This window comes from Maricaulis sp. B-26, from assembly GCF_056857855.1.
This window is the reverse complement of record NZ_JBSXNX010000025.1, coordinates 40,090-65,253: the sequence shown is the minus strand read 5'-3', so window position 1 is coordinate 65,253 and position 25,164 is coordinate 40,090. Positions and strand designations below refer to the sequence as shown.

Below are 25,164 nucleotides of genomic sequence, written 5' to 3'. Positions count from 1 at the left end.
AGACTGCCAGCCAACCCCACCCCGAATTGCAAGCGCCCCCTAGACCCCTGCAACCTGAAGCCGCGCAGTGTGACCGCTTCCCTTGCCAAGTAAAGGCTCGGGCGGGGAAATGAATTTTTCATGAGCGCACATTCAGGTTCGAATGACGCCCGTCCGGTCAGTCGTTGCGACCGAGACGTCGCTTGCGACGGGCCATCAGCTGCAGGCGCAAGGCGTTGAGACGAATGAAGCCTTCGGCGTCCTTCTGGTCGTAGACCTCGTCTTCTTCGAAGGTCACGTGCTCCAGAGAATACAGCGAATGTTCGGACGAACGGCCCACCACATTGACCGACCCCTTGTAGAGTTTCAGGCGAACCTCCCCACTGACATGCTCCTGACTTTTGTCGATGGCGGCCTGAAGCATTTCACGCTCCGGCGAGAACCAGAAGCCTTCATAGAGAAGCTTGGCATAGCGCGGCATGAGCTCGTCCTTGAGATGAGCCGCGCCGCGGTCGAGCGTGATCTGCTCGATTCCGCGGTGACCTGCCATGAGAATGGTTCCGCCCGGCGTCTCGTAGATGCCGCGCGATTTCATGCCGACGAACCGGTTTTCCACCAGGTCGAGGCGGCCGATGCCGTGCTTGCGCCCCAGCGCATTGAGCTCTGTCAGGAGGGTGGCAGGGCTCATGGCCTCGCCATTCAGCGCGGATGCGTCGCCGCGCTCGAAACCCAGCGTAATGTATTCCGGCTGGTCCGGCGCCTCTTCCGGGGCAACAGTACGCTGGAAGACGATCTCGGACGCTTCCTCGGCCGGGTCCTCGAGTATCTTGCCCTCTGACGAGGTGTGCCAGAGATTGGCGTCCACCGAGAACGGCGCCTCGCCACGCTTGTCCATGGAGACGTGAATGCCGTTGGCCTCGGCGTAGGAAATCAGCTTGGTACGTGAGTTCAGGTCCCATTCGCGCCAGGGCGCGATGACCCGCAGATCCGGATCCAGCGCATAGACGCCAAGCTCGAACCGGACCTGATCATTCCCCTTGCCGGTCGCGCCGTGAGCGACGGCGTCGGCGCCCGTCGCATGCGCGATCTCGACGAGGCGCTTGGCGATCAGCGGCCGCGCGATCGAGGTGCCAAGCAGGTAGAGCCCTTCATAAACGGCATTCGCCCTCACCATCGGATAGACGTAATCCCGCACGAATTCCTCGCGCAGGTCCTCGATGAAGATTTCCGACACGCCTGCGGCCTCGGCTTTCTTGCGGGCCGGTTCGAGTTCTTCACCCTGGCCAAGGTCGGCGGTGAATGTGACCACCTCCGCATCGTAGTGGTCCTGCAGCCATTTCAGGATGACAGACGTATCGAGACCCCCGGAATAGGCGAGGACGACCTTCTTGACGGGTTTGCTGGCGGACATGGGCGGACTTCCTTCTTCTTGCGCCAAAGCGCGTAGCGCCAGCCCGGTCCTCGCGCAAGAGGCGAAGTCCATGAATTCGCGCATGCCACACCTGCAAGAGTGGACATCGGGAAATTCATGGCCATCCTGCCGGCATGAGCGGACCGTCCAGCGAGAACCTTTCCGGCTTCGCCGCGCGCCGCGCGCGCTTCGAGCACGATAGCGACCGGGGCGCCACGCTCGCCCGGCTCGAGCTTTTGTGCGAGACGGCCGCAGGAGAAGACTGCCGGACCACAGGCGATCTTGCGAACCGGCTGCAAGCCGCCGGGATCGATCTCGCAATGCCCCGGCTGGCCGCGCTCAGACCCGTTCTCGACCAGGCCTCGACGCCACTCTCGCCCGACACGCTCGCCCCGGTCATGTCCGCCGACAGCGCCGCCCTCGTGCATCGCGCCCTCGTTGAGGGGCTGGCGATCGAACGGTTCGGCTATTTCACCGCCCGGCTGAGTAATATCTTCGCCTATGTCTCGGAAATCCGGTCCGGGTCGGTGGCGGACTACATCCCCGAACTGGCCCGCCAGACACCGGATGCCTTCGGGCTCTCGGTCTGCAGTATCGACGGGCAGCGGCTGGCACTCGGCGATTCCGCCACACCTTTTTGCCTCCAGTCGGTCGTGAAGCCGCTGAACTACGCTCTGGCGATGGCGCTCAACGGCGACAGTTTCGTGCATCGCCATGTCGGGCGCGAACCGTCGGGCCGACGCTTCAACGAGCTCGCACTGGATCCGGACGACCGGCCGCACAATCCGATGATCAATGCGGGCGCCATCATGTGCGCCGCCATGATCCGCCCGGGCCAGCCACCGGACAGGCGTCTCGACCTCGTGCGCCGCTTCGTCGCCTCGGCCGCGGGCGGGGAAGCCTGCGGCTTCGACGAAGCCGTCTACCGGTCCGAGCGCGAGACCGCGTCGCGCAATCTCCAGCTCGTCAAACTGATGGATGAACACGACGCCTTTCCCGAGGGTACTGACACAAGCGAGGCGCTCGATCTGTATTTCCGGACCTGTTCGCTGACCCTCGACTGCGACGCGCTGAGCGTCGTCGCCGCAATGCTGGCCAATGGCGGCGTCTGTCCGCTTACCGGCCACCGCATCATCGATTCCGCCATCGTGCGAAACACGCTCTCCCTGATGCTGACCTGCGGCATGTACGACTATTCCGGCGAATACGCGTTCACGGTCGGCCTGCCTGCAAAGTCCGGCGTTTCCGGCGGGCTGATGCTGGTCATACCGGGTATTGCCGGGGTCGGACTGTGGAGTCCGCGCCTCGACAGGCAAGGCAATTCGGTGCGCGGCGTGGCCTTTTCGCAGCGCCTCGTGGAAGCCTTCCCCTTCCATGTCTTTGCCGGAGTCGCGACCGATTGAAGCTTGAATTTCAGGATGCTGGACATTCTCGCCGGGCATCATCACCTTGCTGTCAGGATCGTTCAGGAGCTCGACCATGACCCGACGCCTTGCCCTCGTCACCGGCGCCTCTTCCGGCATCGGCCGTGCCCTCGCCCGCGAATTCGCCGCCAATGGCTGGGACCTCGCCCTCGTCGCGCGCCGCAAGGAACGCCTCGATGAACTGGCGGAAGAGCTTCATACCCATTTCGGCGTGGACAGCCTGGTCATCACGGCCGACCTGGCGGACCCGGCCGCTCCCGAAGCAATCCTCGCCGGGATCGAGAAGGCAGGGCGGAATGTGGACGCGCTCGTAAATAATGCCGGTTTCGGCCTGCCGGGCACCTATACCCAGACCGAGTGGAGCGATCAGGCCCGCTTCATCCAGCTCATGCTGACGAGCTATGCCGAACTGGTGCATCGCGTCATGCCGGGCATGCAGGCACGGGGCTATGGCCGCATCCTGAATGTGTCCTCGGTCTCTGCCCTCATGCCCGGAGCCAAGGGTCATACGCTCTACGCAGCGGTCAAATCGGCGCTGGTGAAATTCAGCCAGTCGCTCCATCTGGAAGGCAAGGCCTACAATATCCACGCGACGGCGCTGTGCCCCGGTTTCACCTATTCCGAATTCCACGACGTGAACGAGACCCGCTCCATGGTGTCCAAACTTCCCAAATACTGGTGGAAGACCGCCGATGAGGTCGCGCGCGCAGGATATGAGGCGGTGCAGGCCAATCGCGCGGTCTGCGTGCCCGGCCTCTGGTACAAATTCCTCACCGGTCTCAACCAGGTTCTGCCCGGCCCGGTCTCGCTGTGGATGATGGAGCGCAATTCGGCCAAGGTCCGGCAGGGCGAAAGGCCGGCGAGCGAAGGCGGTTCCGCCGACGCTTGATCTGTCGCCCCGACCGCGCGTAAAAGCGCCGTCATGTCACACGCAGATCCCCGCCTGATTGTCGCGCTGGACAAGCCGACAACCGAAGACGCCTGGGCCATTGTCGAGTCCGTTGGCGATGCTGTCAGTTTCTACAAGATCGGTCTCCAGCTCTTTCCCGTCGGCGGGATGGCGCTGTCCGACCGCCTCAAGCAGGCGGGCAAACAGGTCTTTCTGGACTTCAAGCTCCACGACATCCCGGCCACGGTCGAAAAAGCCACCCGCAATCTGGCCGGATGCGGTGCGGATCTGCTTACGGTGCACGCCGAACCGGCGGTCATGAAGGCTGCGGTAGCCGGGCGCGAGACGAGCGGGCTGCGCCTGCTCGGCGTGACCGTGATGACCTGTTACGACGACGAGATGCTGGCGGAGATGGGCTATGCCCACGGCGCCCGGGACCTTGTCCTGCGCCGGGTGGAACAGGCGCTTGACGCCGGCATGGACGGGATTGTCGCCAGTGCGCACGAGGCCGCCGAAATCCGCGAGCGCTTCGGAAGCGGCTTCCTGATCGTAACGCCGGGTATCCGGCCTGCCGGTACCGCTGCGGGCGACCAGAAGCGCGTCGCCACGCCCGCGGCCGCACTGGCCGACGGCTCGACGCACCTCGTGATCGGCCGTCCGATCAATGCGGCCGACGATCCGGCCGCAGCGGCGCGCGATATCATCGCCGAAATGGGATCCGTGCCGGCCTGATGGCGGCTCTCGCGGATCGTTCTCAGCGGCCCGGATAGGCCCGTCGCGGAGCGATCACGGGCGCCGTCACCGGCACGCTTGCGCCGACGCCGTCCTGATACCGGATCATGCCGCCGGAGACCGGTAAGGTCGCCACGCGGACTCCGCCCGCAGACGAGACCAGTATCATACCGCGATAAAGGAAGACGGGCCCGGCCTGGCGCTCGACGCCGCCCGCGCCCGGTCCACGGAAGAAGCTGTCGGGTAAAACGACCGGGCGTCCTTCCGGCGTCATACCTGGCGACGGTTCGATCGTGAACCGGCACCCCGGCCCCGAATAGGAGCCAGACAGGGCAGCATCGATATCCGAGAGGGTACAGTCACGATCCGGGGCGTCCTGGGCTGCGGCCAGTCCGCTCGCAAAGACGGCCAGGGCCAGACCGGCTATGACGGATAGATGTCTCATTCCGGCACAATAGACCGGTAACAGCGTCCGGATAAGGCCGCGCCCGTGAGAGGCGAAACCTGACCGCCGCGCTCGCCTGGCATTCCTGACAGCGCCACAGCCTTCAGAAGTCGCAGATAATGCCCTTCTTTTCCCAATCGCCGAAGCGCGTCGGTTCGGGACCTTTGCGGCCGCCCAGTTCGACGGGCTGTGCCTCGGCTTGTGCTGCCTCGCGCCGGGCAGCCGCTTCCGCCAGGGCGCGCTGTGCCTCCGGGCTCAGCGTCTTTTTCGGCGGTTCGGCGTCTTGTTCGTCTGCATCGCTCATACCATCTAGATAGGCCGGACGGGCGCACGCGCCAAGACAGAGGATGAGACTACGCACATGACTGCCAATACGCTTCGCACTTTCCTGCTGCTGGCCGGCATGACGGCCCTCTTCATGGGTGTGGGCTATCTGATCGGTGGCACGGCCGGCGCCATGATCGCCCTGATCGTGGCCGGCGTGATGAATCTGTTTGCCTGGTGGAATTCCGCGGACATGGTCCTGCGCATGCACAATGCCCGCGAGATCGGGCCTGACGTGGCCGATCCGCGCCTCCGCCAGTATGCCGCGGACGTCGAAATGCTGGCGCGGCGCGCCGGCATGCCGGTGCCGCGCGTCTTCGTCATCGAAACCGACCAGGCCAATGCCTTCGCAACCGGCCGGGACCCGTCCCATGCGGCCGTCGCGGCGACGACCGGCCTCCTGATGCGGCTCGACCGCGAAGAGGTCCAGGGCGTGATGGCGCATGAGCTGGCTCATGTGATGAACCGCGACACGCTGACCATGACGATTACTGCCACGCTGGCCGGCGCGATCGGCATGCTGGCGAATTTCGCGCTTTTCTTCGGCGGCAATAATCGCGGCGGTCTGCTGGCGAGCATCGCGCTGATGATCTTTGCGCCCATGGCCGCGATGCTGGTCCAGAGCGCCATCAGCCGGGCCCGCGAGTACGAAGCGGACCGGGTGGGCGCCGAGATCATGGGCAAGCCCATGGCCCTGGCCAGCGCGCTCGAGAAAATCGAGCGTAATGCGCGTCGCACCCTCAATCCGGAAGCCGAGCGCAATCCGGCCACGGCCCACATGTTCATCATCAATCCGTTGAACGGGCGGAATATGGACAATCTCTTCTCCACCCACCCGGATACGGCCAACCGGATTGCGGCGCTGCGGCGAATGGCCGGGGCAGCGGCGCACGTTCAGCCCGGCCCCTGGTCGGCGCGCGGCCCCTGGGGCTGACGCTCGCAACACGGCCGGACGGCGACGCGCATTAGACCATGTCGCCCGGCCGTGCTAGCTGGCTCGCCATGACAGACGGACTCGCACCGCGCCGTGCCGCGGCCCACGCCTTTACGGCCGTTATCAAGCAGAAGCGTATGCTCGAGACGGCGCTCGATCACGCACCCGGCTTCGCGGAGATGAGCGTCCGGGACCGCGCTTTCGCCCGCGCCATTGCGGCCGTGACCTTCCGCCGGCTCGGGCAGACCCGGACCGTGCTCGACAAGTTCCTCTCCAGGCCGCTGTCGGAAACGTCAGACGGCGCCCAGGCGATCCTGGTCACCGGTGCCGCACAAATGCTCTGGCTGGACAGCCCGGCACACGCTGTCGTCTCGTCTGCGGTGTCACTGGCGGCGGAGCGGCAGGACTCCCATCGTCTGAAGGGACTGATCAATGCGGTTCTGCGCAAAGTGGACCGGGAGGGCCGCGAGGTGCTCAAGGGCACCGTGCCCCGCGACAATCTCCCGGACTGGCTGCGCGAAAGCTGGCGGGCCGCCTACGGCCCGGGCGGGCTCAGCGGCATCGTCAATGCCATGATGGCTACGCCGCCGCTCGACCTGACGCTGAAAAACCCGGCGGAAAGAGACAAGTGGGCTGAGGCTCTCGACGCCCGGGTCCTGGCGAACGGATCGCTGCGCCTGAACAGCGTCGGCGATGTGCGGGCGCTTGCCGGCTTCCGTGAAGGTGCCTGGTGGGCGCAGGATGCTGCCGCCAGCATGCCGGCCATGCTTCTGGGCGCGCAGCCCGGCGAAAGCGTGATCGACATGTGCGCAGCACCGGGCGGCAAGACGCTGCAGCTGGCGGCACGCGGCGCCCGGGTCACGGCGGTCGACACGTCGGAGGCCCGGTTGAAACGCCTGCATGAAAACCTGTCGAGGACCGGCCTGAGCGCCGAGATCGAGATCGCGGATGGCCGCCGCTTCAAGCCCGCCGAACGCCCCGACGCCGTCCTTCTCGATGCCCCCTGCACGGCCACCGGCACCTTGCGCCGCCACCCCGAGGCAACCGTCATCAAGCGCCCCTCGGACATCGGCAAGCTGGCCAAACTTCAGCGAGAGCTCGCCGGCTCTGCCGTCCGTATGTTGAAGCCGGGCGGACGCCTGGTCGTCTGCACCTGCTCGCTGCAGCCGGAAGAGGGTGAGGAATTCGCCGCCGACCTGCTCAAAGCCCACCGCGAGCTGAAGACAGTGCCGATCCGGTCCGAAGAATGCCCGGAAATGGATCGCGGCCTGAGCCAGCAAGGCTGGCTGCGTCTGACGCCCGCCATGTGGTCGGGCCTCGGCGGCATTGACGGTTTCTTCATCGCGCGCTTCCAGAAGCAAGGCTGAATCAACAGATTTCACCCACTGGCGGGCGCGTCCGCTTGCGCTGTTACAGGCGCACTGTTATCGGAAAACGCATGGCTTCATCCGTGATCATTTCGCCGTCCATCCTCTCGGCCGATTTCGCCAAGCTCGGCGAGGAGGTCCGCGCGATCGACACAGCCGGCGCCGACTGGATCCATGTCGATGTCATGGACGGTCATTATGTGCCGAACATCACGATCGGACCGGGCGTGGTGAAAGCGCTTCGCCCGCACTCGAAGAAGCCGTTCGACGTGCACCTCATGATCACGCCCGTCGACCCCTATATCGACGAATTCGTCGAAGCCGGAGCGGACATCATTACCGCCCATCCGGAAGCCGGGCCGCATTTTCACAGAACCGTCCAGGCCATCCGCAAGGCGGGCGTGAAGGCCGGCGCCGCGCTCAACCCGTCCACGCACCCCGACACGATCGACTATGTCCTCGACCAGCTCGACCTCGTTCTGGTCATGAGCGTCAATCCCGGGTTCGGCGGCCAAAGCTTCATCGACGATCAGCTGCGCAAGATCGAATACCTTCGCGAGCGGGTCGTAGCCCGCGGCCTCGATACCGTTATCGAGGTGGATGGCGGGGTGAACCCGGCGACTGCCAGAGCCTGTATCGATGCAGGCGCTGCGGCCCTCGTCGCGGGTTCCGCCGTCTTCAAGGGCGGTCCGGACGCCTATCGCGACAATATCGCAGCCCTGCGGGGCTGAGCGCCATGGTTAGAGCGGTGCGTCTGTCCGACTATGCCGCCGCAATGGTCACCGCGGCGCGGCGCGAAGCGTCCTCCACCATCAATGCCATGGGAATCGTGCCAGGCATGCGCCCGCTGGCGCTGACGCCCGGCGAACTGGCGACCATCCCGGACGATGTCTACGCCCCCGACGCTGCCCGGGGTGATGCGATCATGGCCGGCCGCTTCCAGCTCGCCGGCGAAAATCTGGGTGCACCGGAGCCGACGGGAATCTGGACGGAACTGGCCCCCACCCGGGCATTCGCCCGGCGTCTTCACGGTTTCGACTGGCTGCGCGACAGCCTCGCCGCCGACAGCGCCGATGCCGCGGACATCTCGCGCGAACTGGTCGACGAATGGATCCGGCAATTCGGACGCTGGAACAGCTTCGCCTGGTCCCACGACATTCTCTCGGCCCGCATGATGAACTGGCTGCGCTGCGGCGATGCACTGTTCGGAAGCGATGACGACAAGCGGGGGCGGGCGGGCCGTTTGCGGGCCCTCCTGCGGCAGGCCCGCTATGTCCAGCGCTCCATGCCGCTGGCGCATGACGGAACCGTCCGGCTGCGCTGCGCGGCGGCGCTCACCCTGACCGGGCTCTGTCTGCCGCGCCAATCGCGCTTGCAAAAGGCCGGGATCGCGGCCCTCGCGCAGGAAGTCCAGCGACAGATCCTGCCGGATGGCGGGCATGTCTCGCGCTCCCCGCGTGCCTGTGCGGAAGCCCTGATCGACCTGATCACCGTGCGTGACGCCTCCAGTGCTGTCGGCGCTGAATTGCCCTCGGAAATCGGACGCGCGGTAGACCGGCTCGCCCCGATGACGCGCTTCTTCCGCATGTCCGATGGAGGCCTTGCCAGCTTCCATGGCGGCGGCCAATGCGATCACGGCGCCCTGGAAACCGTCCTCGAACGCGACGACACCAAAGCCAAGCCCTTCGGCTTTGCGCCTCATACCGGCTTTCAGAGAGCCGAGGCCGGCGGCGCCACCATCCTGCTCGACGTCGGCAAGGCGCCACGCGGTCCGCTCTCGACGGACGCGCATGCCAGCGCGCTCGCTTTTGAACTGTGCACCAGCGGCGGCCGGCTCGTGGTCAATTGCGGCTGGCATGACGATCAACCCTCAAGCTGGCGCGAGGCGGTCCGCGCGACGGCGGCGCATTCGACGCTGACCCTCGACGAAACCTCGTCCGCCCGTCTCTTCGCGCCTGGCTGGAGGCGCGACCTGCTCGGTCCCCGCCTCGCGACGGAACCGGGATCGGTGACGGCTCGTCGTAACGAGGAAGAGATGGGTGTCTGGCTGGAAGGCATTCATGACGGCTATCGTGATCTCTACGGTCTCCTGCATCGCCGCCGTGTCTTTCTGGCGGCCGACGGGGGCGATCTGCGCGGCGAGGACGCCTTGTTCAGACCGGTTGCCGCCGGACCGCCAGACGATGTCGATGTGAGATGGCCCTTCGCGATCCGCTTCCATCTCCACCCGGATATCCGCGCCTCTCTGTCACGCGACTCGATGAGCGCCCTTCTGGTACAGCCGAACGGCGATGGTTGGCGCTTCAGAACGGATGGCGGCCCGATCCGGCTGGAGCGGTCGGTCTATCTCGCTGCTGGTGCACCACCTCAACGGGCGACGCAGATTGTGATACAGGGAGAGGCCGAGCCTTTCGGGGCCGGTGACAGACCGCCCAATCGGGTAAGATGGGCTTTTCAGCGCCTCGGGCGCATAGGCGGCGCCGGGGGGGAAACCGCATGAGCACACCGCGGCCTAACGCGCCGGAAACGGCTTCGACCCGCAACAGGCTATCCATGATTGCTGTGGCCCTGTTCGACCTCGCGGCCGGCGCAATCTCCATGTGGGCGGCCGTACGGCTGCGATATCGTTTCGAGCCGACCGATCCGCCGGAACTCATCATCCTGCAGTCCGTAGTGGTGTTCACCTTCGCCTGTGCACTGGTGTTTCCCCTGGAAGGTCTGCATCGCGGGCTGTGGCGTTACACCGCGCTGAACGATGCAGCACGCATCGTACGCGCGGCGGTGGTCGCCAATCTGATCTTTCTGCCCATCCTGTTCCTGATCAATCGGCTGGACGGTTTTCCCCGGACCAGCATCCTGATCGACATCCCCATCCTGATCTTTCTCCTCCTGGTCCCCCGCCTCGGCGTCGCCGTATTGCGGACCCAGGGCCTGCGCGGCGTGTTTCGCATCGAGGACCGGTCCAAGCCGGCAGCGATCCTCGTCGGCTCGGCCGAGGAACTCGACGAAGCCCTGCGCGAACTGGAACGTCGGAATGGATCGGCACCCTTGCGACCCAAGGGCCTGATCGAGCCGCGCTCCACCCTCACCGGGCACGCCATTCGGGGCGTACCCGTTCTGGGTGGCATGCATGCCCTGCCAGCCGCAATCAAGCGCCTCTCAACGTCGGAAAAGGAGATGCCGCGTATCGTGCTGGCTGGCGACGCCACAGGTGTCCAGGTTGTCAATGAACTGGTGCGAATCGCAGCCCGGACCGGAGCGAAACTCTCACGTTCGCGGCCCGGAGAAGGACCGGGGGCCTTTTCGCCGATAGAAGCGGCGGACCTGCTGAACCGCCCCCCGCGCCCGCCGCAACTGGATCCGGCGCGGCCGCTGATCGCTGGCAAGCGGGTGTTGATTACCGGCGCAGGCGGAACAATCGGCTCACAGCTCGCGCGGCTCGCCGCGGAGCTGGAGCCCGAAAAGCTGATTTTCTACGACGCCTCGGAAGCCAATCTCTACGAGATCGACCTCGAATTCACGAACCGCATACCAGCCACACCCTGGCGCTCCGTGCTGGGCGATGTCCGCGATCGCGACCGCCTGCGCGACGTATTCGAGACCGAACGTCCTGACGTCGTCTTGCATGCCGCAGCGCTGAAACATGTTCCGATGAGCGAGCTCAACCCGGCCGAAGCCGTGCGGACCAACATCGTCGGCACCGCCAACACGATCGAAATTGCCCAGACCTGCGGGACCGATGTCGTCGCCCTGATTTCGACGGACAAGGCGGTCGATGCTGGCAATGTCATGGGTGCCACCAAGCGGGCGGCTGAACTCTATGCGCGCGCGTCGGCGGCGCGGGGCAGCGCGACGCGCATCTGCGTCGTGCGCTTCGGCAATGTTCTCGGCTCGACCGGTTCCGTCGTGCCGCTGTTCGAACGTCAGATCGAGAGCGGCCAGCCGGTCACCGTCACGGACCCGGACGCCACGCGCTATTTCATGACAGTGGAGGAGGCCTCCGGCCTCGTCCTGTCCGCGGCGGCGCAGACGGCCGCCGATCCGGCACTGAACGGAGCGCTTTATGTCCTCGACATGGGCGAGCCCGTCTCCATCCTGCGCCTTGCCCGCCAGCTTCTTCGCCTGCGCGGCCGCGACCCCGACGCCCCCGGCGCTGTGAAGGTCATCGGGATGCGCCCGGGCGAGAAGCGCCACGAAGCCCTGGTTCACGACTTCGAACGCACGGAACAGACTTCGGTGGACGGGGTCTGGTCCATCAACGGTCCCGAAATCGACCCGGTCGCCATCGACCAGGCGCTGGCGAAAGTCTTCGCGGCCGTGGACGAGCGTGACCGGGATGCTGCAATTGCGGCCCTCGGCGCGCTGTGCGCGCTGCGCCCGCTCGCGCATGCCGATTGACTTGCTCGCGGAGCCTGATTACTCGCCGCGGATGCCGAGCTGAATGAATGGAGCCCTGCCCATGTCCGATCACGATCTTGCACCGATCCGGCGCGCCCTCATTTCCGTGTCCGACAAAACCGGACTGGTCGACCGCGGCCGCAAGCTGGCGGATGCCGGCGTGGAAATTCTGTCCACGGGCGGAACGCTCCGGGCTCTGAACGATGCCGGCATTCCTGCGAAGGACGTCTCCGAGGTCACCGAATTTCCCGAAATGATGGATGGGCGCCTGAAGACGCTTCACCCCCGTGTCCATGGCGGACTGCTCGGCCGCCGCGACCGTTCCGACGACCGGGAGTCCATGTCCGGACACGGCATCCCGAATATCGACCTGCTCTACGTCAATCTCTATCCGTTCGAGGAGACGGTTGCGAAGGGCGCCGACAATGCCAGCTGCATCGAGAATATCGATATCGGCGGGCCCGCCATGATCCGCGCTGCGGCCAAGAACCATGCCTGGGTCGCCGTCTGCGTCGATGGCGAGGATGTCGATGCCGTCCTTGCGGACATGGATGCGAATGAAGGCGCCTCGACACTCGATCTGCGCACCCGTCTCGCCGCCAAGGCCTATGCCCGAACGGCGGCCTATGACGCGGCGATCTCCAACTGGTTCGCGGACGTTCTCGATGAGCCGGCTCCGGCCTACCGCGCCTTCGGCGGCGCGCTGGCGCAATCCCTTCGCTATGGCGAAAACCCGCACCAGAAAGCCGCCTTCTACGCCACCTCCGAGAACCGGGCCGGAATCGCCACGGCGCGCCAGATTCAGGGCAAGGCGTTGAGTTACAACAATCTGGCCGACGCCGATGCCGCCTTCGAGCTGGCCGGCGAGTTCGATGCCACTGACAAGGCTGCCGTGGTCATCGTCAAGCACGCGAACCCCTGCGGCGTTGCTGTCCACGACGATCTTTCCGCAGCCTATGAGAAAGCCTTCTCGGCCGACCCGATCTCGGCCTTCGGCGGCATTGTCGCCATGAACCGGGCGCTCGATGCCGATACGGCCAACGAGCTGGTGAAAATCTTCACCGAGGTCGTGATTGCGCCGGATGCGGACGAGGATGCTCTGGCAGTCCTCTCCGGCAAAGCCAATCTGCGCGTCCTGCTGACCGGCGGCATGCCGGATCCGCAGCAGACCGGCTGGCTGACCAAGACGGTCGCAGGCGGACTCCTGACCCAGGAGCGCGATACGGGCATGATCGCACCCGGCGATCTGAAGACGGTGACGGAGCGCGCGCCGACCGAAGCCGAACTGGCCGATCTCATGTTTGCCTGGAAAGTCGTCAAACACGTGAAATCGAACGCCATCGTCTATGCCCGCAACGGGTCCACCGCCGGGATCGGCATGGGGCAGACGAGCCGTCTGGAAGCGGCCCGCCTCGCCGTTCGCAAAGCCGAGGCGACAGCAGCAGAGAACAAGTGGGACGAGCCGCGCACCCAGGGTTCGGTCTGCGCCTCCGACGCCTTCTTCCCCTTCGCCGACGGCCTGCACGCCGCGTCGGAAGCCGGGGCGACCGCGGTTATCCAGCCGGGCGGCTCGATCCGCGACGAAGAGGTCATCCAGGCCGCCAACGAGGCCGGCATCGCCATGGTCTTCACCGGCATGCGCCACTTCCGCCACTAGGTCATCGGCTGCGTGTAAATCCGTTTAACGTTGACGGATCAGTGCGTTGGGCGTCAGGTTGTCGCCATGACGCTGAAACGCTGGATACGAACCCTCATCGCTGCGGCCGGGCTTGCCGGCACGGGTCTGGCGGCTTGTGCAGTGGGCAATCTCACCGGGTTGAGCGTTCCCACGCGAACACTCGACGCGCAAATCGCGCTGATCGAAGCGCATAGCGCGGTCCGCTATCCCGCGTCGGCAGAGGGGCCTGTCCCCGCGGCCCTGCTATTCCATGGCTGCGGCGGCCTGCGGCAGGTGCAGGCCGATTACGGCGCAGCCCTCCGAGAAGCCGGTTTCGCCGTCATCACGGTCGATTCCAACACACCGAGAGGCATTGGCCGTTTCGAAGCCATGACCCAGGTCTGCACCGCGCAACGCCTTCTCGGCCAGGAACGCGCCGCCGATATCACCGCCGCCATCGCACTGGCCCGGCGTGATCCGCGTATCGATAGCGAACGGCTGGCCATCATCGGCTGGAGTCATGGCGGCTGGAGCGTTCTGGACGCACTGGGCTATGCCGGAGAGGGTTTGGCGCCAGCCTCGCTCGAAAACATACCCGGCGGCATGACGGAGCTGCCCGGCGTGCGGGCGGCGGTCGCCGTCTATCCCTATTGCGGGTTCCCCGTCCGGACCGACGGACGTGCCATGCCGGACATCCCGCTGCACGTCATTCTTGCTGGACGAGACATCGTGGCGCCGCCGGGCGCCTGCTCGCGACTGTTCGAACGCATGATCGCCAACGGGTTTTCTGTTGAGGCCGAGACATGGCCGGACGTGACCCATGCCTTCGACGAGCCCAACCAGCCACCGGATCCGCGCATGGAATACGATGCGGACGCGGCAGCCAGGGCGCGCGCCCGCATCGTGGAGATTCTCGAGCGCGAACTCGCCGCCCGCTAGGGCTGGACGATACCGGCCATCTCGCCGAGCTGTGTCGAGGCGATCGCCAGTTTCGAGAGCGTCCAGCCACCGGACTGGTCCAGCTGTTTCTGAACGGAGTCGACCCGGCCGGCCTCTTCCTCATTGACCGTATTCCAGGCCTCGACGAGATTGTCCGCCCAGTCCCGCGAGGGATCTTCCACCCCGGCGGCGAGCGAACCGCCCGCTTCCTGGGCGAAGCGCATGGCCGATGTCGTGAAGGCCTGCTGGCTGGCGTAGAAATCTTCCATCAGACGCCGCACAGCCAGGCGGTCCCAGTGAAGCTCCGAGGAAACCTCGCCGCCCAGACCGCGCAGGCGGTCGAAGCGGAATCGCGCACCGACGGCATGGTAGACATAGGCCGTGGAGGCAAGCGGCCAGCCGAAATCATTGGCCATGTCGATCACATCCGTCGACGCTGTCAGCGGGCGCAGCTCGGCGACCATGCGGGCCAGCTCGGCCGGCGCTCCCGCCGACACGAAGGCCTGGGCTCGCTTCTTCACGCCCCGGCGCTCATGCTCGGAAATGATCTCGTGCGCCATGCCCCGCAATTCCTGCACGCCGGGACGATAGGATTCGATCACCGACGTGATCGTCTCATCCCGAACGGCAGCATTATTACGGCCTCGCCGGGCCAGCCAGTAGGTCTGACGGCGGAGCAGGCGGATGATTTCCTCGTGAAGCTTGGCCTGTACCGAGGCAGGTGCCTGGTTGTCGAGCGCGTTGATCGCTTCCGTCAGCTCGGCAAAGCCGAATATGGAGCGGCCCGCTTCGAAAGCCCGCGCGATAGCAGGCACGGAGGCCGTGGTGGAATCGATCGCACGGTGGATGAAGGTCGGACCGCCCAGATTGATCATCTCGTTGGCGAGTACCGTAGCGATGATCTCGCGCTTCAGCCGGTGACCGTCCATCGCATCCGAGAAGCGGTGGAGCGCTTCGGGGAAATAATTGGTCAGCATCGACTTGAAATGCGGATCATCGGGGACTTCCGAGGCGACCAGCTGGTCGAACAGCGTGATCTTCGCATAGGAGATGAGAACAGCCAGCTCCGGCCGGGTCAGGCCCTGTCCGCGAGCCTTGAGATTACGCACGACCTCGACCGAGGGAAGGCCTTCGACTTCGCGGTCCAGCTGGCCGAGCTCTTCGAGCCGAGCCATGAATCGTTCATGGGCGTCGAGATCCGCGAGCGCGGACTGTTCGCTCAGGCTGAGCGCGAGCGTCTGGTCGTAATTGTGGCGCAGGACATGGCGCGCGACATCGTCGGTCATCGATTCCAGCAAGGTGTCGCGATCGTCCCGGCCCATCTCACCGGAGCGCAGCATCGCATTGAGCAGGATCTTGATATTGACCTCATGGTCCGAGCTGTCGACGCCGGCCGAATTGTCGATGAAGTCGGCATTGGCCCGGCCGCCATGGCGCGCATACTCGATACGGGCCGCCTGGGTGAAGCCCAGATTGGCGCCTTCGCCGATGACCCTGGCCTGAACCTCGTCCGCATTGACACGCAGACCGTCATTGGTCTTGTCGCCGACTTCCCAATGCTGCTCGTGCGTTGCCTTCACATAAGTGCCGATACCGCCGAACCAGAGCAGTTCGACATCGACCTTGAGCAGGGCCGCGATCAGCTCTTGCGGACTTACGGAATTGCGGTCGAGACCGGTCAGCGCCTTGATCTCGTCAGTCAGGGTGATCGCCTTGTTGCTCCGTGAGAACACGCCGCCGCCCTTCGAGATGAGAGAGGTGTCGTAGTCCTGCCAGGACGAGCGGGTCTGGTCGAAAAGGCGCTTGCGCTCCTGCCACATTGTTTCGGGATCGCCCGGATCGGGATCAATGAAGATGTCCCGATGGTCGAAGGCGGCGACGAGGCGGGTATGCCGCGAGAGCAGCATGCCATTGCCGAAAACATCGCCCGACATGTCGCCGACGCCGATCGCGGTGAAAGGCTCCGACTGGATATCCTTGCCCATTTCGCGGAAGTGACGCTTGACCGACTCCCAGGCGCCGCGGGCCGTAATGCCCATCTTCTTGTGGTCGTAGCCGGCCGAACCACCCGAGGCGAATGCGTCGCCGAGCCAGAAATCGAACTCGCTGGTGGCAAGGCCGTTGGCGGTATCGGAAAAGGTCGCGGTTCCCTTGTCGGCAGCCACCACCAGATAGGGGTCGTCCTCGTCCCAGCAGATCGTGTTCTCCGGCGCGACGACCGCATCGTCGACGATATTGTCCGTCAGGTCGAGGAGACCGCGAATAAAGGTCTTGTAGGCCTCGCGGCCAGCCTCGAAGACTTCGTCGCGGCTGCCATTGCGCGGCAGGGCTTTGGGATAGAAACCACCCTTGGAGCCGACCGGCACGATGACCGCATTCTTGACCTGCTGGGCCTTCACGAGGCCCAGAACTTCGGTGCGGAAATCATCGCGGCGATCCGACCAGCGCAGGCCGCCCCGGGCGACAGGACCGAAACGGATATGGACGCCCTCGACGTCCGGGGCCCAGACGAAAATCTCACGATAGGGCTTGGGAAGCGGCAATTCCTCCAGCAGCTCGCTGGCAATCTTGATCGAAATGCGCGGCTTCAGTTTGCCGTCCGTACCGGTCTGGTAGAAATTCGTGCGCAGCGTCGCTTCGATCAGGTGGAAGATACGCCGCAGGGCGCGGTCATGGTCGAGGCTGGCGACATCGTCGAGCGCCTTGCGCAGACGCCCGCTGACATCCCAGACTGCATCGGAGCGGGCTTTCTGGTCGTCGGTGTAATCCGGATCGAACTTGACGCGCGCCAGTTCCAGCAGGCCCTTGGCGATGTCCGGATAGGCGGCCAGCGCTTCTTCCTGGATCGCCTGCGACGGGTCGAGGCCCGTCTGCTGGCGATAGCGGGCGCAGGTGCGCAGGAAGGCGGCTTCGCGCCAGGTCACGCCTATCTTCACGATGAGCTGGTTGAAACCGTCATCCTCGGCGCGCCTCTCGGCCATGGCGAGCAGCGCGTCCTCCAGAATCGGCGCGACCTCTTCCAGGGAGCACTCCTCGAGCGCGTCCGATTTCATCTCGAAATCGTGGACATAGGCCCTATCGGCCGGCTCGCCGGATGCGCCGCGCCGGTCGACGGGGAAGCCCGTCTCCTGGACGACGTAGAGACCGAGATTCTCCAGTACGGGCATGACACGGGACAAGGAAACCGGTTTGCCTACGCGGTAGATTTTCAGCCGCAGCTCGATCGGGCTGTCGTCGGGCTCGCGATATACGCGCACGGCGACCTTGTCCGATGAGTCGAGGGATTCCAGCTTGAGAACGTCGGCCAGCGCTTCTTCAGGATCGTAGAGCTCGCGATACCCGGCCTTGAAAGCATCCTGATAGGCCGGCATGCGCAGGCGGATTTCCTCCGGCGCATTGCGGCGGATATGGGTCTCGAGATCATCTTCCCAGGTGCGCGCGAGACGCGCCACCCGGCGCTCGAGATCGGGAACGTCGGGCTCCGGGTGATCGAAGGGATTGAGGCCGATAATATAGTGGACCCGGGCGAGTGGACTGTCGCCGAATTGCGGATAGAAGGCCGACAGACGACCCCCGAACGCATCGCGGATCAGCTCGCCGGCCTGTTCGCGCACCTTCGAATTATACCTATCGCGCGGGACGAACAGCAGGGCGGAGACGAAACGGTCGAACTGGTCGCGGCGGATGAAGAGCTTGGTGCGCGGCCGGTCGTGCAGATGGAGCACGCCGAGGCAGATCTCCAGCAGATCGTCCTCATCCGTCTGAAACAGCTCGTCGCGCGGATAGTTCTCGACCGTATTGCGCAGCTTCTTGGCATTGTGCGTGCCGGGCGTCTTGCCCGCGCGCTCGAGGACGCGACGGACCTTGCGGCGGATCAGCGGAACGGCGCTGGCGCTTTGATCGTAGGCTTCAGCCGTGAAGAGGCCGACGAAGCGCATCTCGCCGATGACGGCGCCGTCCTCGCGATAGCGCTTCACGCCGATATAATCCATGTACACGCGACGGTGGACGCGAGACTTCATGTTCGCCTTGGCCACGATGATCGGGCTCGGCTCGCGCAGGAAGGTCTCGATGGCCGGGGTGAGAACAGCCGGTTCCGAGCCCTTGCGCAGAACGTGCCGCTCGGGATCGCGCAGCACGCCGCGACCGCTGTCCGGCCGCACCTGCGGCTGGCGCGAGGCCATGGAACCGTCGCCCGCCACTTCGAAATCATAGATGCGGCAGCCGAGAAAGGCGAAATGATCGTCGCGCAGCCAGCGCAGGAATTCGAGGGATTCCGCGATTTCCTCGCTCGACGCATGCGTGCGCGCCTGGCCGAGATGCTCGATCGCCTCGTCCATCTGGGCGCGCATGTCCGACCAGTCCTCAACGGCGACGCGAACGTCATCGAGCGTCGCAGTAACGGCGTCGATCAGGGTCCGGCGGGAGAGCTCGTCCAGCGGTGGAAGATGAACCTGGATCATCGATTCGGGCAGGCAGCGCCCGCCTTCGTCGACCCGTGCTCCTCCGGCGTCCCGGCGAACCTGGACGATCGGGTGAAACATCGCGGTGATGTCGTGACCCTGGGAGCCGATCTCGGCCATCACGGAATCGACGATGAAGGGCCGGTCCCGGCCGATGATCTCGAGAACGTCGCGCGGCAGTTCACTGCCGTCGGCACGGGTTGCCGAACGCATTCGGACGAGGATGTCGTCGCCGGGCCGCGATGCCCCGAAAGACCAGAAATCGACGCTCAGCGCGGCAAGATCCGCCGCTCCGACCCGCTCGAGGTCCTCTGCCAAGGCATCATCATAGATTTGCGAGAAGAAAGAATTCCCTGTCTCGCCGCATTCATTGCCGAAAAGCTCTTGCCAGCGCGAGCGCGCGGCTTCCATGAACTCTGCGCGGGAATAAGCGTGCGCGACTCCGACGACCGCCCCCATGGTGGCGCTCCCTGTGGTCTGGTGTTTTTATGCTTTGAGCCTAGACCTGTTTGCGTGCCGTGCAAGACATCTACACCGTTGAAAACGCAAACGTGCCATTCGTTTTCAGATCGACACCGCAACCGAAGCCTGCGGCCGCCTGAGGCCATCGACGCCACGCCATGGGGAGATAGCGGCACCGCCGGGAAGGGACAGGGGATCCCGGCGGTGCCTGGCAGACCTCAATGGCAGGCTGGGGGGACGCTCTTTTGAGGCCTGATCTGCAATGACGCATCAATTGCATGCCGGACGAGGGGGGAGGGTGCCGGCACGCCTTGCGTCATGCTGCAGATTTAGGGTCGCGCGCCGGGAATCCAAGAGGCTGGCGCCATCAAAAATCGGTAATAATGTCCGGCCTGCCTGCGGCAGAGCGCCGCACCGCCCGATCGTGCCGTCATAACGGAGACTTGGCAGCCGCTATCAGCGAACCGGTTCCGCTCCCGCGTCGACCTTCCAGTCCGAGTGGAGCTGGTCCCAGGACATGAGCGGGGAGATCCGGCCGATCAGGTCGAACGCCATGCGGCGCGTATCGGTCACGTTCCGCGGCTCGACCGGCCGGGAACCGACAGCGTCAGCCACGACCGTCATCGTCTGGTCCCGCGACGCACCGTCGAACACCGTCGCAAGTATGGAGAAGGGCGCCGAGAAGCCGACCAGAAGACAAGGGCCGCCGGTATTGCGTGCCAGAACCTGGTGGAGGAAGGGGTCGGAGAAGGCTGAAAGGCCCCGGCGCAGGAAAACCGGTTCCTTCGCCGTCGGACGCAACGAGGAGATCGGCGAGCGGGCCGATTTAGGTCCGTCCCCGACATATTGGGAATGGCAGACTTTCCATCCGGCGTTTCGGGCATGGTGCAGGAGCTGCCCGATCCGACTGATAACAGCCGCATTCTCGGCATCGATCCGTCCATCCGGCCCTTCGACCTGATCACTCTGACAATCCAGCAAGATCAGGCAGGGGACGACAGAATTCATGCGGCTTCCTCGGCTTCTTTCTTCTTCTCTTCTTCAACCATTCGCTCAAGCGACAGGTCGAACGGTCCGGGCCTGTCCCATTCGCCGTCCGGGCGAATGATGACCATTGGATCCGTGTCGAGCCCGATTGCGTTGGCGGGCGGGACGAGATCCCGTTCGATCTCCACGTATTCATAATCGGAGAAACCGAACGGTTCGCGATTGGAGCGTACGCGGAACCCGTGCGAACGCCAGTATTTTACGCGGTTCAGCTGGGCATGGCCAAGCACTTTGCGATATCCGCGGCGAGCCGCATAGCGCAGAGCCTCCTGCATCAGCAGGCGCATCACGCCGTCACGCCGATAAGGCTTGAGCACCGCGGCACGCTCGACCTTCGCGAAGCCGGCGAACCAGCGAAGTCGCAGGACACCAACCGGCTCCTTCGCCTTCCAGCAGACCAGATGAGACGCGCCGACCAGGTCATTGCCGTCATATTCCTCGTGATAGGGCGCCATTTGTTCGCCCAGATAGATCACCCCGCGCAGGGTCATCGCCATGACGACCTCGTCGAGCGTCCTGGCGACCGTCACTTTCAGACTATCAGCCATCACGGATTTCATGAAGCAAGCTCCCATTCCGAAAGCACAGTTCTTTTCAGCAACATATCGCCGATCCTCTTGGGAAATCCATTACTACGGAAGAGCGGGTTCTCGCCGTCAGGGTAGGCGCAGACGTCAAAACCCAGCTTTCTCATCAATGCCTTGCCCTCTACCGTACGGGCCCGCGCATAGACGTGGACATCCGAGTAAAAGCCTCGCCATCCCACAAGCAATGCCCGCAAAGCGGCTGCCTGCGCATGCGGATCGCGACCGGCCAGGCCCCAGGAAAGCAGGGCAGCGGCCTTCTCGTCGAGCCCGCAGACCCATTCACGCTTCGCATTGTCGAAGCCGAATTCACCGTCGAAAAGGGCTTCCACCCCGGATTCCGTTAACGGTATGGACGCAACGAAACCGTCAGGGCGGCCATTCCATCGACGCATGTGGAGCGATCGCTGCGTCCAGGCCTGGACGCGTGCAATATCCTCGGCACTGGCGATCTCGCCATCGATCAATTCGTCCGCCAGGGCATGAAACTCCTCGATCTGGTCGAGCCGGACAGGCTCGAAGTCCAAGGAACCAAAGGCCCTGTCCAACCGCTCAAGCGGAAATTGTACGGCTGCCTCGTCTCGATTAAGGTGTGCTTCGAGTGTCGACATGACGCGTCGCCCTCCAGGGTAAATATGGTTACCTAATCGTTAACACCGCGCGAAAGATGCGGCTTCGTCAAAGTTGGAATAGTGGATAGTCTGAAACCAACCATCGACCTTCGGCGCAATGTGTTCGACTGGGACGATCTCCAGATCTTTCACGCCGTCGCGACGACCGGCTCGATGAGCGCCGCGGCGGCGGCGCTCGGCTGCCAGCAGTCGACGGTCAGCAAACGCATGCGGCAACTGGAGAGCCGCCTGGGAAGCCAGCTGATCGAGCGCCGCGCCGACGGCATCCTGCTCACCCCCGCCGGCGAGACGACGCTCGACTTCGTCATCACCATGCAGCGCTCGGCTCAGCAGATCGAAAACCGCGTCGCCGGTCAGGACCGCGCGCTGACCGGCCAGGTCACGCTTCGCCTGCCGGACGGGCTGGGCACGTATTGGGTCGCCCGGCACGTCCCGGAATTCATGCGCGTCAATCCCGAGATCGATCTGCGGCTGATCCGGGACGAGTCAGGTTTCGGAGGAGAGAATGCCCCGGCTCTGGAAGTGACCTTCGTTGAAGACAAGGCGATGGATACCTACGCGGTCCAGCTCGGCACGCTTCACTACATGCCGGTTGCTTCCCGGGACTTCATCACGACATACGGGGTGCCGAAGTCCATCGCGGACGTCTTGAACCTCAGGTTTCTGACGCTTGAGCAGTATGACCGCTCACTCGCAATCTGGGGGCAGGCCGCCGAAGCCACCGATTCCCTCATTAAATATTCGTTCCGTACAGACATGAGTTCGGTGTTGTTTGAGGCGATCCGCCATGGTGGCGGTATCGCGATGGCACCAACCTATCTCGCTGCCTTGTATGCTGATGAGCTTGTCGTGCTCGATTATGACTTCCATCAGGACATCAAGTTCTGGTTGAAATATTTACCGGGCGGACAAGGTATTGGAAGAGTGAAATGTGCTGGCGACTGGATTGCCGGCCTATTCGAGCGTAGAAGCAACCCATGGTTCCGCGAGGAATTCTATCACCCGAGTGAATTCTGCGACATCGAAGTAATCAAACCGAAGACATGAGGACGACATGAGCGCTAGGGGCCCAACGAGTATCGACCAGCATGTGGGGGCTCGTCTGCGCCTTCGCCGCAGCCTTATGGACATGAGCCAGTCCGAACTCGGCGAAAAGCTTGGCGTGACCTTTCAGCAAGTCCAGAAGTACGAGCGCGGCACGAACCGAATCGGTGCCAGCCGTCTCTTCCATGTGGCCAAGGTCATGGAAGTGCCGGTCGCCTATTTCTTCGAGGGCCTCGAGGAAGACGGCTCTTCGGAGCTGAAGGGCAATGACTCCGACACGCTCTACGATTTCATCGCCAGCCCGGACGGGCTTGCGCTCGCCTCGGCGTTTTCCGGGATCAAGGATCAGACCGTGCGCCGCCGGGTCATCGACCTGCTGCGCTCCCTGGCCGACTGACCGGATTCAAACCTCATCGGTTGAAGAACGGGCTGCCCTCCGGGCGGCCCGTTTTGTTTTGCGCGTAACGCGGCTCGACATGAGGGCAAACAGTGTGCTCACGCCGCGAGACCGGATGCTGGAATGGAGAGAGAGAATGGAGCGGGCGATGAGATTCGAACTCACGACATTCACCTTGGCAAGGTGACGCTCTACCCCTGAGCTACGCCCGCTCATGATTTGCGGGGGACAAGCCCCGCCGGGGAGCGGGGTATATCGCGCAATCGCCGCCGAATTGCAAGCACCTGATTCCGTCCTCTTGCACATGGATGCACAGCGGGCTTCAAAAGGGGCATGCCAGCGACGCGAAACCAGCTCTATTCCTGCTTCGATGCACTCGGAATCGATTACAGGACGCATGATCACCCGCCCGTTTTCACGGTCGAGGAGGGCCAGTCCATCAAGGCCGAACTCCCGGGCGGGCACACGAAGAACCTCTTTCTGACCGACAAGAAAGGGAGCATTATCCTGGTTTCGGCGCTTGGCGAGACGCTGATCCGGATCAATCGCCTGCACAGGCATCTTGGATGCGGCCGACTTTCCTTCGGCAAGGAAGACATCTTGTACGAAACGCTCGGCGTCCGGCCCGGTTCGGTAACGGCTTTCGCGCTGATCAATGACACTGAGCATCGCGTCCGTTTCATTCTCGACCAGGCGCTGATGGCGCACGATCTGGTCAACTTCCACCCGCTCTCCAACGACGCGACGACCGCCATCAGGGCAGACGATCTGGTGCGGTTCGCCCGGCATACCGGACATGAGGCCGAGATATTCGACTTCTCAAAGCTGCTGGATGCGGACGATGCGACGCAGTGACGGCTTGCATCGCAGCCCAAGGGCGTCCACCTAGAGACCAGACGAAAACAAGGACATCGCCATGACCATGTTCACCGATAGCGACAATGCCGCATCCTCGCCGGAACTCGTAAAGGATTCCAGCGACCAGGCTTTCATGGCGGACGTCGTCGAGCCCTCCCGCGAAGTGCCGGTCATCGTCGATTTCTGGGCCCCCTGGTGCGGTCCCTGCCGCCAGCTCGGTCCGGTCATCGAAAAAGCCGTTCGCGAGGCCGGCGGAGACGTGCGGCTGGTCAAGGTCAACATCGACGAGAACCCCGGCATTGCTCAGCAACTACGCGTGCAGTCGATACCGGCCGTGTTCGCCTTCAAGGACGGCCAGCCTGTGGACGGCTTCATGGGAGCCCTCCCGGAAAGCCAGATCAAGGAATTCATCAACCGCATCACCGGCAAGGGGCCAGGCGAAGCCGAGCTCAAGGCGATGGTCGATCGCGGCCTGGCGGCGCTTGAGACCGGCGATCTCGGTGGTGCATCGCAGGATTTCGCTGCCGTACTCCAGTCCGACAAGGGTCATCCCGGTGCGATCGCCGGCCTGGCGCGCGTCTGGCTCAAGAATGGCGACATCGAAAAGGCGCAGCAGATCCTCGACCAGGTGCCGGCCGACCGTGCGGACGACCCCGCGATCGACGGCGCACGGGCGGCGCTCGAGCTTGCCACCGGGAAGCCGGCCGACGATTCCGAGACGGCTGTCCTGCGCCAGAAGATCGATGCGGATCCGTCCGACCTGCAGTCACGTTATGATCTCGCCGAAGCCCTTGTGGCCAGCGGCGATCACAAGGGTGCCGTCGACCAGCTCATCGCCATTACCGCGCTCGATCGCGAGTGGAACGATCAGGCCGCGCGTACGCTCCTGCTCAAGGTGTTCGAGGCCGCCGGCCCGATGAGCGATGTTTCCAAGGACGGCCGCCGCCGCCTCTCTTCCATCCTGTTCTCCTGAGGCCGATATGAGCGATACCAAGCGCGCCGAGCGCGAAATCGATCCCAAACTTCTGGAAATACTGGTTTGCCCGGTCACGCGGGGCCCGCTGACCTATGACAAGGCCGCCGGCGAGCTGATTTCGGAAAGCGCAGGCCTCGCCTACCCGATCCGCGACGGCATTCCGGTCATGCTGCCGGACGAAGCCCGCAAGCTGGAGAGCTGA

Annotated in this window: 22 protein-coding genes and 1 tRNA gene; 15 read left to right on the top strand and 8 right to left on the bottom strand. The window is 64.2% G+C overall.

Features of this window, described 5'->3' with window-relative positions; genetic code table 11:
* Window positions 1-157 precede the first annotated feature (157 nt).
* A complete protein-coding gene (locus AC13HB_RS11715) occupies window positions 158-1,390 on the bottom strand; it encodes an argininosuccinate synthase (protein WP_482949945.1) in 1,233 nt (410 codons plus the stop codon).
* A 134-nt stretch (window positions 1,391-1,524) separates the two neighbouring features.
* Here AC13HB_RS11715 and glsA point away from each other — a divergent pair, with 134 nt between their 5' ends.
* From glsA to pyrF, 3 genes are all read left to right on the top strand, one after another.
* A complete protein-coding gene (gene glsA, locus AC13HB_RS11710) occupies window positions 1,525-2,793 on the top strand; it encodes a glutaminase A (RefSeq protein ID WP_482949944.1) in 1,269 nt (422 codons plus the stop codon).
* A 76-nt stretch (window positions 2,794-2,869) separates the two neighbouring features.
* On the top strand, window positions 2,870-3,703 hold the full coding sequence (locus AC13HB_RS11705; RefSeq protein WP_482949943.1) for an SDR family NAD(P)-dependent oxidoreductase: 834 nt from the start codon (window positions 2,870-2,872) through the stop codon (window positions 3,701-3,703).
* A 33-nt stretch (window positions 3,704-3,736) separates the two neighbouring features.
* Window positions 3,737-4,435: an orotidine-5'-phosphate decarboxylase gene (pyrF, locus tag AC13HB_RS11700; RefSeq protein WP_482949942.1), complete on the top strand. Its 699-nt coding sequence runs from the start codon at window positions 3,737-3,739 to the stop codon at window positions 4,433-4,435.
* A 22-nt stretch (window positions 4,436-4,457) separates the two neighbouring features.
* Here the strand turns inward: pyrF and AC13HB_RS11695 are convergent, their stop codons facing one another.
* Together AC13HB_RS11695 and AC13HB_RS11690 are read right to left on the bottom strand one after the other, a co-directional pair.
* The gene (locus AC13HB_RS11695) at window positions 4,458-4,880 is read right to left on the bottom strand and encodes a hypothetical protein (RefSeq protein WP_482949941.1); all 423 of its coding nucleotides are present in this window, start codon (window positions 4,878-4,880) and stop codon (window positions 4,458-4,460) included.
* Between the two features lie 103 nt (window positions 4,881-4,983).
* Window positions 4,984-5,184: a DUF1674 domain-containing protein gene (locus AC13HB_RS11690; RefSeq protein ID WP_482949940.1), complete on the bottom strand. Its 201-nt coding sequence runs from the start codon at window positions 5,182-5,184 to the stop codon at window positions 4,984-4,986.
* 57 nt (window positions 5,185-5,241) lie between these two features.
* Here AC13HB_RS11690 and htpX point away from each other — a divergent pair, with 57 nt between their 5' ends.
* From htpX to AC13HB_RS11655, 7 genes are all read left to right on the top strand, one after another.
* On the top strand, window positions 5,242-6,138 hold the full coding sequence (htpX, locus tag AC13HB_RS11685) for a zinc metalloprotease HtpX (RefSeq protein WP_482949939.1): 897 nt from the start codon (window positions 5,242-5,244) through the stop codon (window positions 6,136-6,138).
* Between the two features lie 68 nt (window positions 6,139-6,206).
* Window positions 6,207-7,505 carry an RsmB/NOP family class I SAM-dependent RNA methyltransferase gene (locus tag AC13HB_RS11680; protein WP_482949938.1) on the top strand — a complete coding sequence of 433 codons (1,299 nt, stop codon included), beginning with the start codon at window positions 6,207-6,209 and terminating at the stop codon, window positions 7,503-7,505.
* A 71-nt stretch (window positions 7,506-7,576) separates the two neighbouring features.
* A complete protein-coding gene (gene rpe / locus AC13HB_RS11675; protein WP_482949937.1) occupies window positions 7,577-8,236 on the top strand; it encodes a ribulose-phosphate 3-epimerase in 660 nt (219 codons plus the stop codon).
* 5 nt (window positions 8,237-8,241) lie between these two features.
* The gene (locus AC13HB_RS11670; protein ID WP_482949936.1) at window positions 8,242-10,005 is read left to right on the top strand and encodes a heparinase II/III family protein; all 1,764 of its coding nucleotides are present in this window, start codon (window positions 8,242-8,244) and stop codon (window positions 10,003-10,005) included.
* Window positions 10,002-11,903, top strand: coding sequence for a polysaccharide biosynthesis protein (locus tag AC13HB_RS11665; RefSeq protein WP_482949935.1), 1,902 nt, complete (start codon window positions 10,002-10,004; stop codon window positions 11,901-11,903). Before AC13HB_RS11670 ends, AC13HB_RS11665 begins: the two co-directional genes overlap by 4 nt.
* Window positions 11,904-11,964: 61 nt before the next feature.
* Window positions 11,965-13,560, top strand: a complete 1,596-nt coding sequence (gene purH / locus AC13HB_RS11660; RefSeq protein WP_482949934.1) for a bifunctional phosphoribosylaminoimidazolecarboxamide formyltransferase/IMP cyclohydrolase — start codon at window positions 11,965-11,967, stop codon at window positions 13,558-13,560.
* A 66-nt stretch (window positions 13,561-13,626) separates the two neighbouring features.
* Window positions 13,627-14,499, top strand: coding sequence for a dienelactone hydrolase family protein (locus AC13HB_RS11655; RefSeq protein ID WP_482949933.1), 873 nt, complete (start codon window positions 13,627-13,629; stop codon window positions 14,497-14,499).
* Here the strand turns inward: AC13HB_RS11655 and AC13HB_RS11650 are convergent.
* The 4 genes from AC13HB_RS11650 to AC13HB_RS11635 all read right to left on the bottom strand — a co-directional run bounded on the left by AC13HB_RS11650 (window position 14,496) and on the right by AC13HB_RS11635 (window position 21,666).
* Window positions 14,496-19,421, bottom strand: a complete 4,926-nt coding sequence (locus AC13HB_RS11650; RefSeq protein ID WP_482949932.1) for an NAD-glutamate dehydrogenase — start codon at window positions 19,419-19,421, stop codon at window positions 14,496-14,498. The genes AC13HB_RS11655 and AC13HB_RS11650 overlap by 4 nt on opposite strands.
* A 459-nt stretch (window positions 19,422-19,880) precedes the next feature.
* Entirely contained in the window at window positions 19,881-20,432 is a 552-nt protein-coding gene (locus AC13HB_RS11645) for an isochorismatase family protein (protein WP_482949931.1), read from the bottom strand.
* Window positions 20,429-21,019, bottom strand: a complete 591-nt coding sequence (locus AC13HB_RS11640; protein WP_482949930.1) for a GNAT family N-acetyltransferase — start codon at window positions 21,017-21,019, stop codon at window positions 20,429-20,431. Before AC13HB_RS11640 ends, AC13HB_RS11645 begins: the two co-directional genes overlap by 4 nt.
* A gap of 8 nt (window positions 21,020-21,027) precedes the next feature.
* On the bottom strand, window positions 21,028-21,666 hold the full coding sequence (locus AC13HB_RS11635; protein WP_482949929.1) for a hypothetical protein: 639 nt from the start codon (window positions 21,664-21,666) through the stop codon (window positions 21,028-21,030).
* A gap of 81 nt (window positions 21,667-21,747) precedes the next feature.
* Between AC13HB_RS11635 and AC13HB_RS11630 the strand changes: the two genes are divergently transcribed.
* Together AC13HB_RS11630 and AC13HB_RS11625 are read left to right on the top strand one after the other, a co-directional pair.
* On the top strand, window positions 21,748-22,734 hold the full coding sequence (locus AC13HB_RS11630; protein ID WP_482949928.1) for a LysR family transcriptional regulator: 987 nt from the start codon (window positions 21,748-21,750) through the stop codon (window positions 22,732-22,734).
* A gap of 7 nt (window positions 22,735-22,741) precedes the next feature.
* Window positions 22,742-23,128, top strand: coding sequence for a helix-turn-helix domain-containing protein (locus tag AC13HB_RS11625; protein WP_482949927.1), 387 nt, complete (start codon window positions 22,742-22,744; stop codon window positions 23,126-23,128).
* A gap of 137 nt (window positions 23,129-23,265) precedes the next feature.
* On the opposite strand, the gene AC13HB_RS11620 is transcribed toward AC13HB_RS11625, so the two are convergent.
* Window positions 23,266-23,340 (bottom strand) — tRNA-Gly (locus AC13HB_RS11620).
* Between the two features lie 121 nt (window positions 23,341-23,461).
* Between AC13HB_RS11620 and AC13HB_RS11615 the strand changes: the two genes are divergently transcribed.
* The 3 genes from AC13HB_RS11615 to AC13HB_RS11605 all read left to right on the top strand — a co-directional run bounded on the left by AC13HB_RS11615 (window position 23,462) and on the right by AC13HB_RS11605 (window position 25,164).
* Window positions 23,462-23,983 carry a prolyl-tRNA synthetase associated domain-containing protein gene (locus AC13HB_RS11615; RefSeq protein ID WP_482949926.1) on the top strand — a complete coding sequence of 174 codons (522 nt, stop codon included), beginning with the start codon at window positions 23,462-23,464 and terminating at the stop codon, window positions 23,981-23,983.
* A gap of 61 nt (window positions 23,984-24,044) precedes the next feature.
* On the top strand, window positions 24,045-24,959 hold the full coding sequence (trxA, locus tag AC13HB_RS11610) for a thioredoxin (RefSeq protein ID WP_482949925.1): 915 nt from the start codon (window positions 24,045-24,047) through the stop codon (window positions 24,957-24,959).
* 7 nt (window positions 24,960-24,966) lie between these two features.
* Complete coding sequence (locus tag AC13HB_RS11605) at window positions 24,967-25,164, top strand: Trm112 family protein (RefSeq protein ID WP_482949924.1); 198 nt, start codon at window positions 24,967-24,969, stop codon at window positions 25,162-25,164.

Excerpts from the sequence above, each read along its gene's own strand:
- AC13HB_RS11645 (WP_482949931.1), bottom strand. The coding sequence starts at position 20,432 with ATGAATTCTGTCGTCCCCTGCCTGATCTTGCTGGATTGTCAGAGTGAT.
- AC13HB_RS11670 (WP_482949936.1), top strand. The coding sequence starts at position 8,242 with ATGGTTAGAGCGGTGCGTCTGTCCGACTATGCCGCCGCAATGGTCACC.
- AC13HB_RS11650 (WP_482949932.1), bottom strand. The coding sequence starts at position 19,421 with ATGGGGGCGGTCGTCGGAGTCGCGCACGCTTATTCCCGCGCAGAGTTC.
- pyrF (WP_482949942.1), top strand. The coding sequence starts at position 3,737 with ATGTCACACGCAGATCCCCGCCTGATTGTCGCGCTGGACAAGCCGACA.
- AC13HB_RS11605 (WP_482949924.1), top strand. The coding sequence starts at position 24,967 with ATGAGCGATACCAAGCGCGCCGAGCGCGAAATCGATCCCAAACTTCTG.
- AC13HB_RS11680 (WP_482949938.1), top strand. The coding sequence starts at position 6,207 with ATGACAGACGGACTCGCACCGCGCCGTGCCGCGGCCCACGCCTTTACG.
- AC13HB_RS11655 (WP_482949933.1), top strand. The coding sequence starts at position 13,627 with ATGACGCTGAAACGCTGGATACGAACCCTCATCGCTGCGGCCGGGCTT.
- AC13HB_RS11625 (WP_482949927.1), top strand. The coding sequence starts at position 22,742 with ATGAGCGCTAGGGGCCCAACGAGTATCGACCAGCATGTGGGGGCTCGT.
- AC13HB_RS11615 (WP_482949926.1), top strand. The coding sequence starts at position 23,462 with ATGCCAGCGACGCGAAACCAGCTCTATTCCTGCTTCGATGCACTCGGA.
- AC13HB_RS11705 (WP_482949943.1), top strand. The coding sequence starts at position 2,870 with ATGACCCGACGCCTTGCCCTCGTCACCGGCGCCTCTTCCGGCATCGGC.
- AC13HB_RS11665 (WP_482949935.1), top strand. The coding sequence starts at position 10,002 with ATGAGCACACCGCGGCCTAACGCGCCGGAAACGGCTTCGACCCGCAAC.
- AC13HB_RS11635 (WP_482949929.1), bottom strand. The coding sequence starts at position 21,666 with ATGTCGACACTCGAAGCACACCTTAATCGAGACGAGGCAGCCGTACAA.
- AC13HB_RS11690 (WP_482949940.1), bottom strand. The coding sequence starts at position 5,184 with ATGAGCGATGCAGACGAACAAGACGCCGAACCGCCGAAAAAGACGCTG.
- rpe (WP_482949937.1), top strand. The coding sequence starts at position 7,577 with ATGGCTTCATCCGTGATCATTTCGCCGTCCATCCTCTCGGCCGATTTC.
- purH (WP_482949934.1), top strand. The coding sequence starts at position 11,965 with ATGTCCGATCACGATCTTGCACCGATCCGGCGCGCCCTCATTTCCGTG.
- AC13HB_RS11640 (WP_482949930.1), bottom strand. The coding sequence starts at position 21,019 with ATGGCTGATAGTCTGAAAGTGACGGTCGCCAGGACGCTCGACGAGGTC.
- AC13HB_RS11695 (WP_482949941.1), bottom strand. The coding sequence starts at position 4,880 with ATGAGACATCTATCCGTCATAGCCGGTCTGGCCCTGGCCGTCTTTGCG.
- glsA (WP_482949944.1), top strand. The coding sequence starts at position 1,525 with ATGAGCGGACCGTCCAGCGAGAACCTTTCCGGCTTCGCCGCGCGCCGC.
- trxA (WP_482949925.1), top strand. The coding sequence starts at position 24,045 with ATGACCATGTTCACCGATAGCGACAATGCCGCATCCTCGCCGGAACTC.
- htpX (WP_482949939.1), top strand. The coding sequence starts at position 5,242 with ATGACTGCCAATACGCTTCGCACTTTCCTGCTGCTGGCCGGCATGACG.
- AC13HB_RS11715 (WP_482949945.1), bottom strand. The coding sequence starts at position 1,390 with ATGTCCGCCAGCAAACCCGTCAAGAAGGTCGTCCTCGCCTATTCCGGG.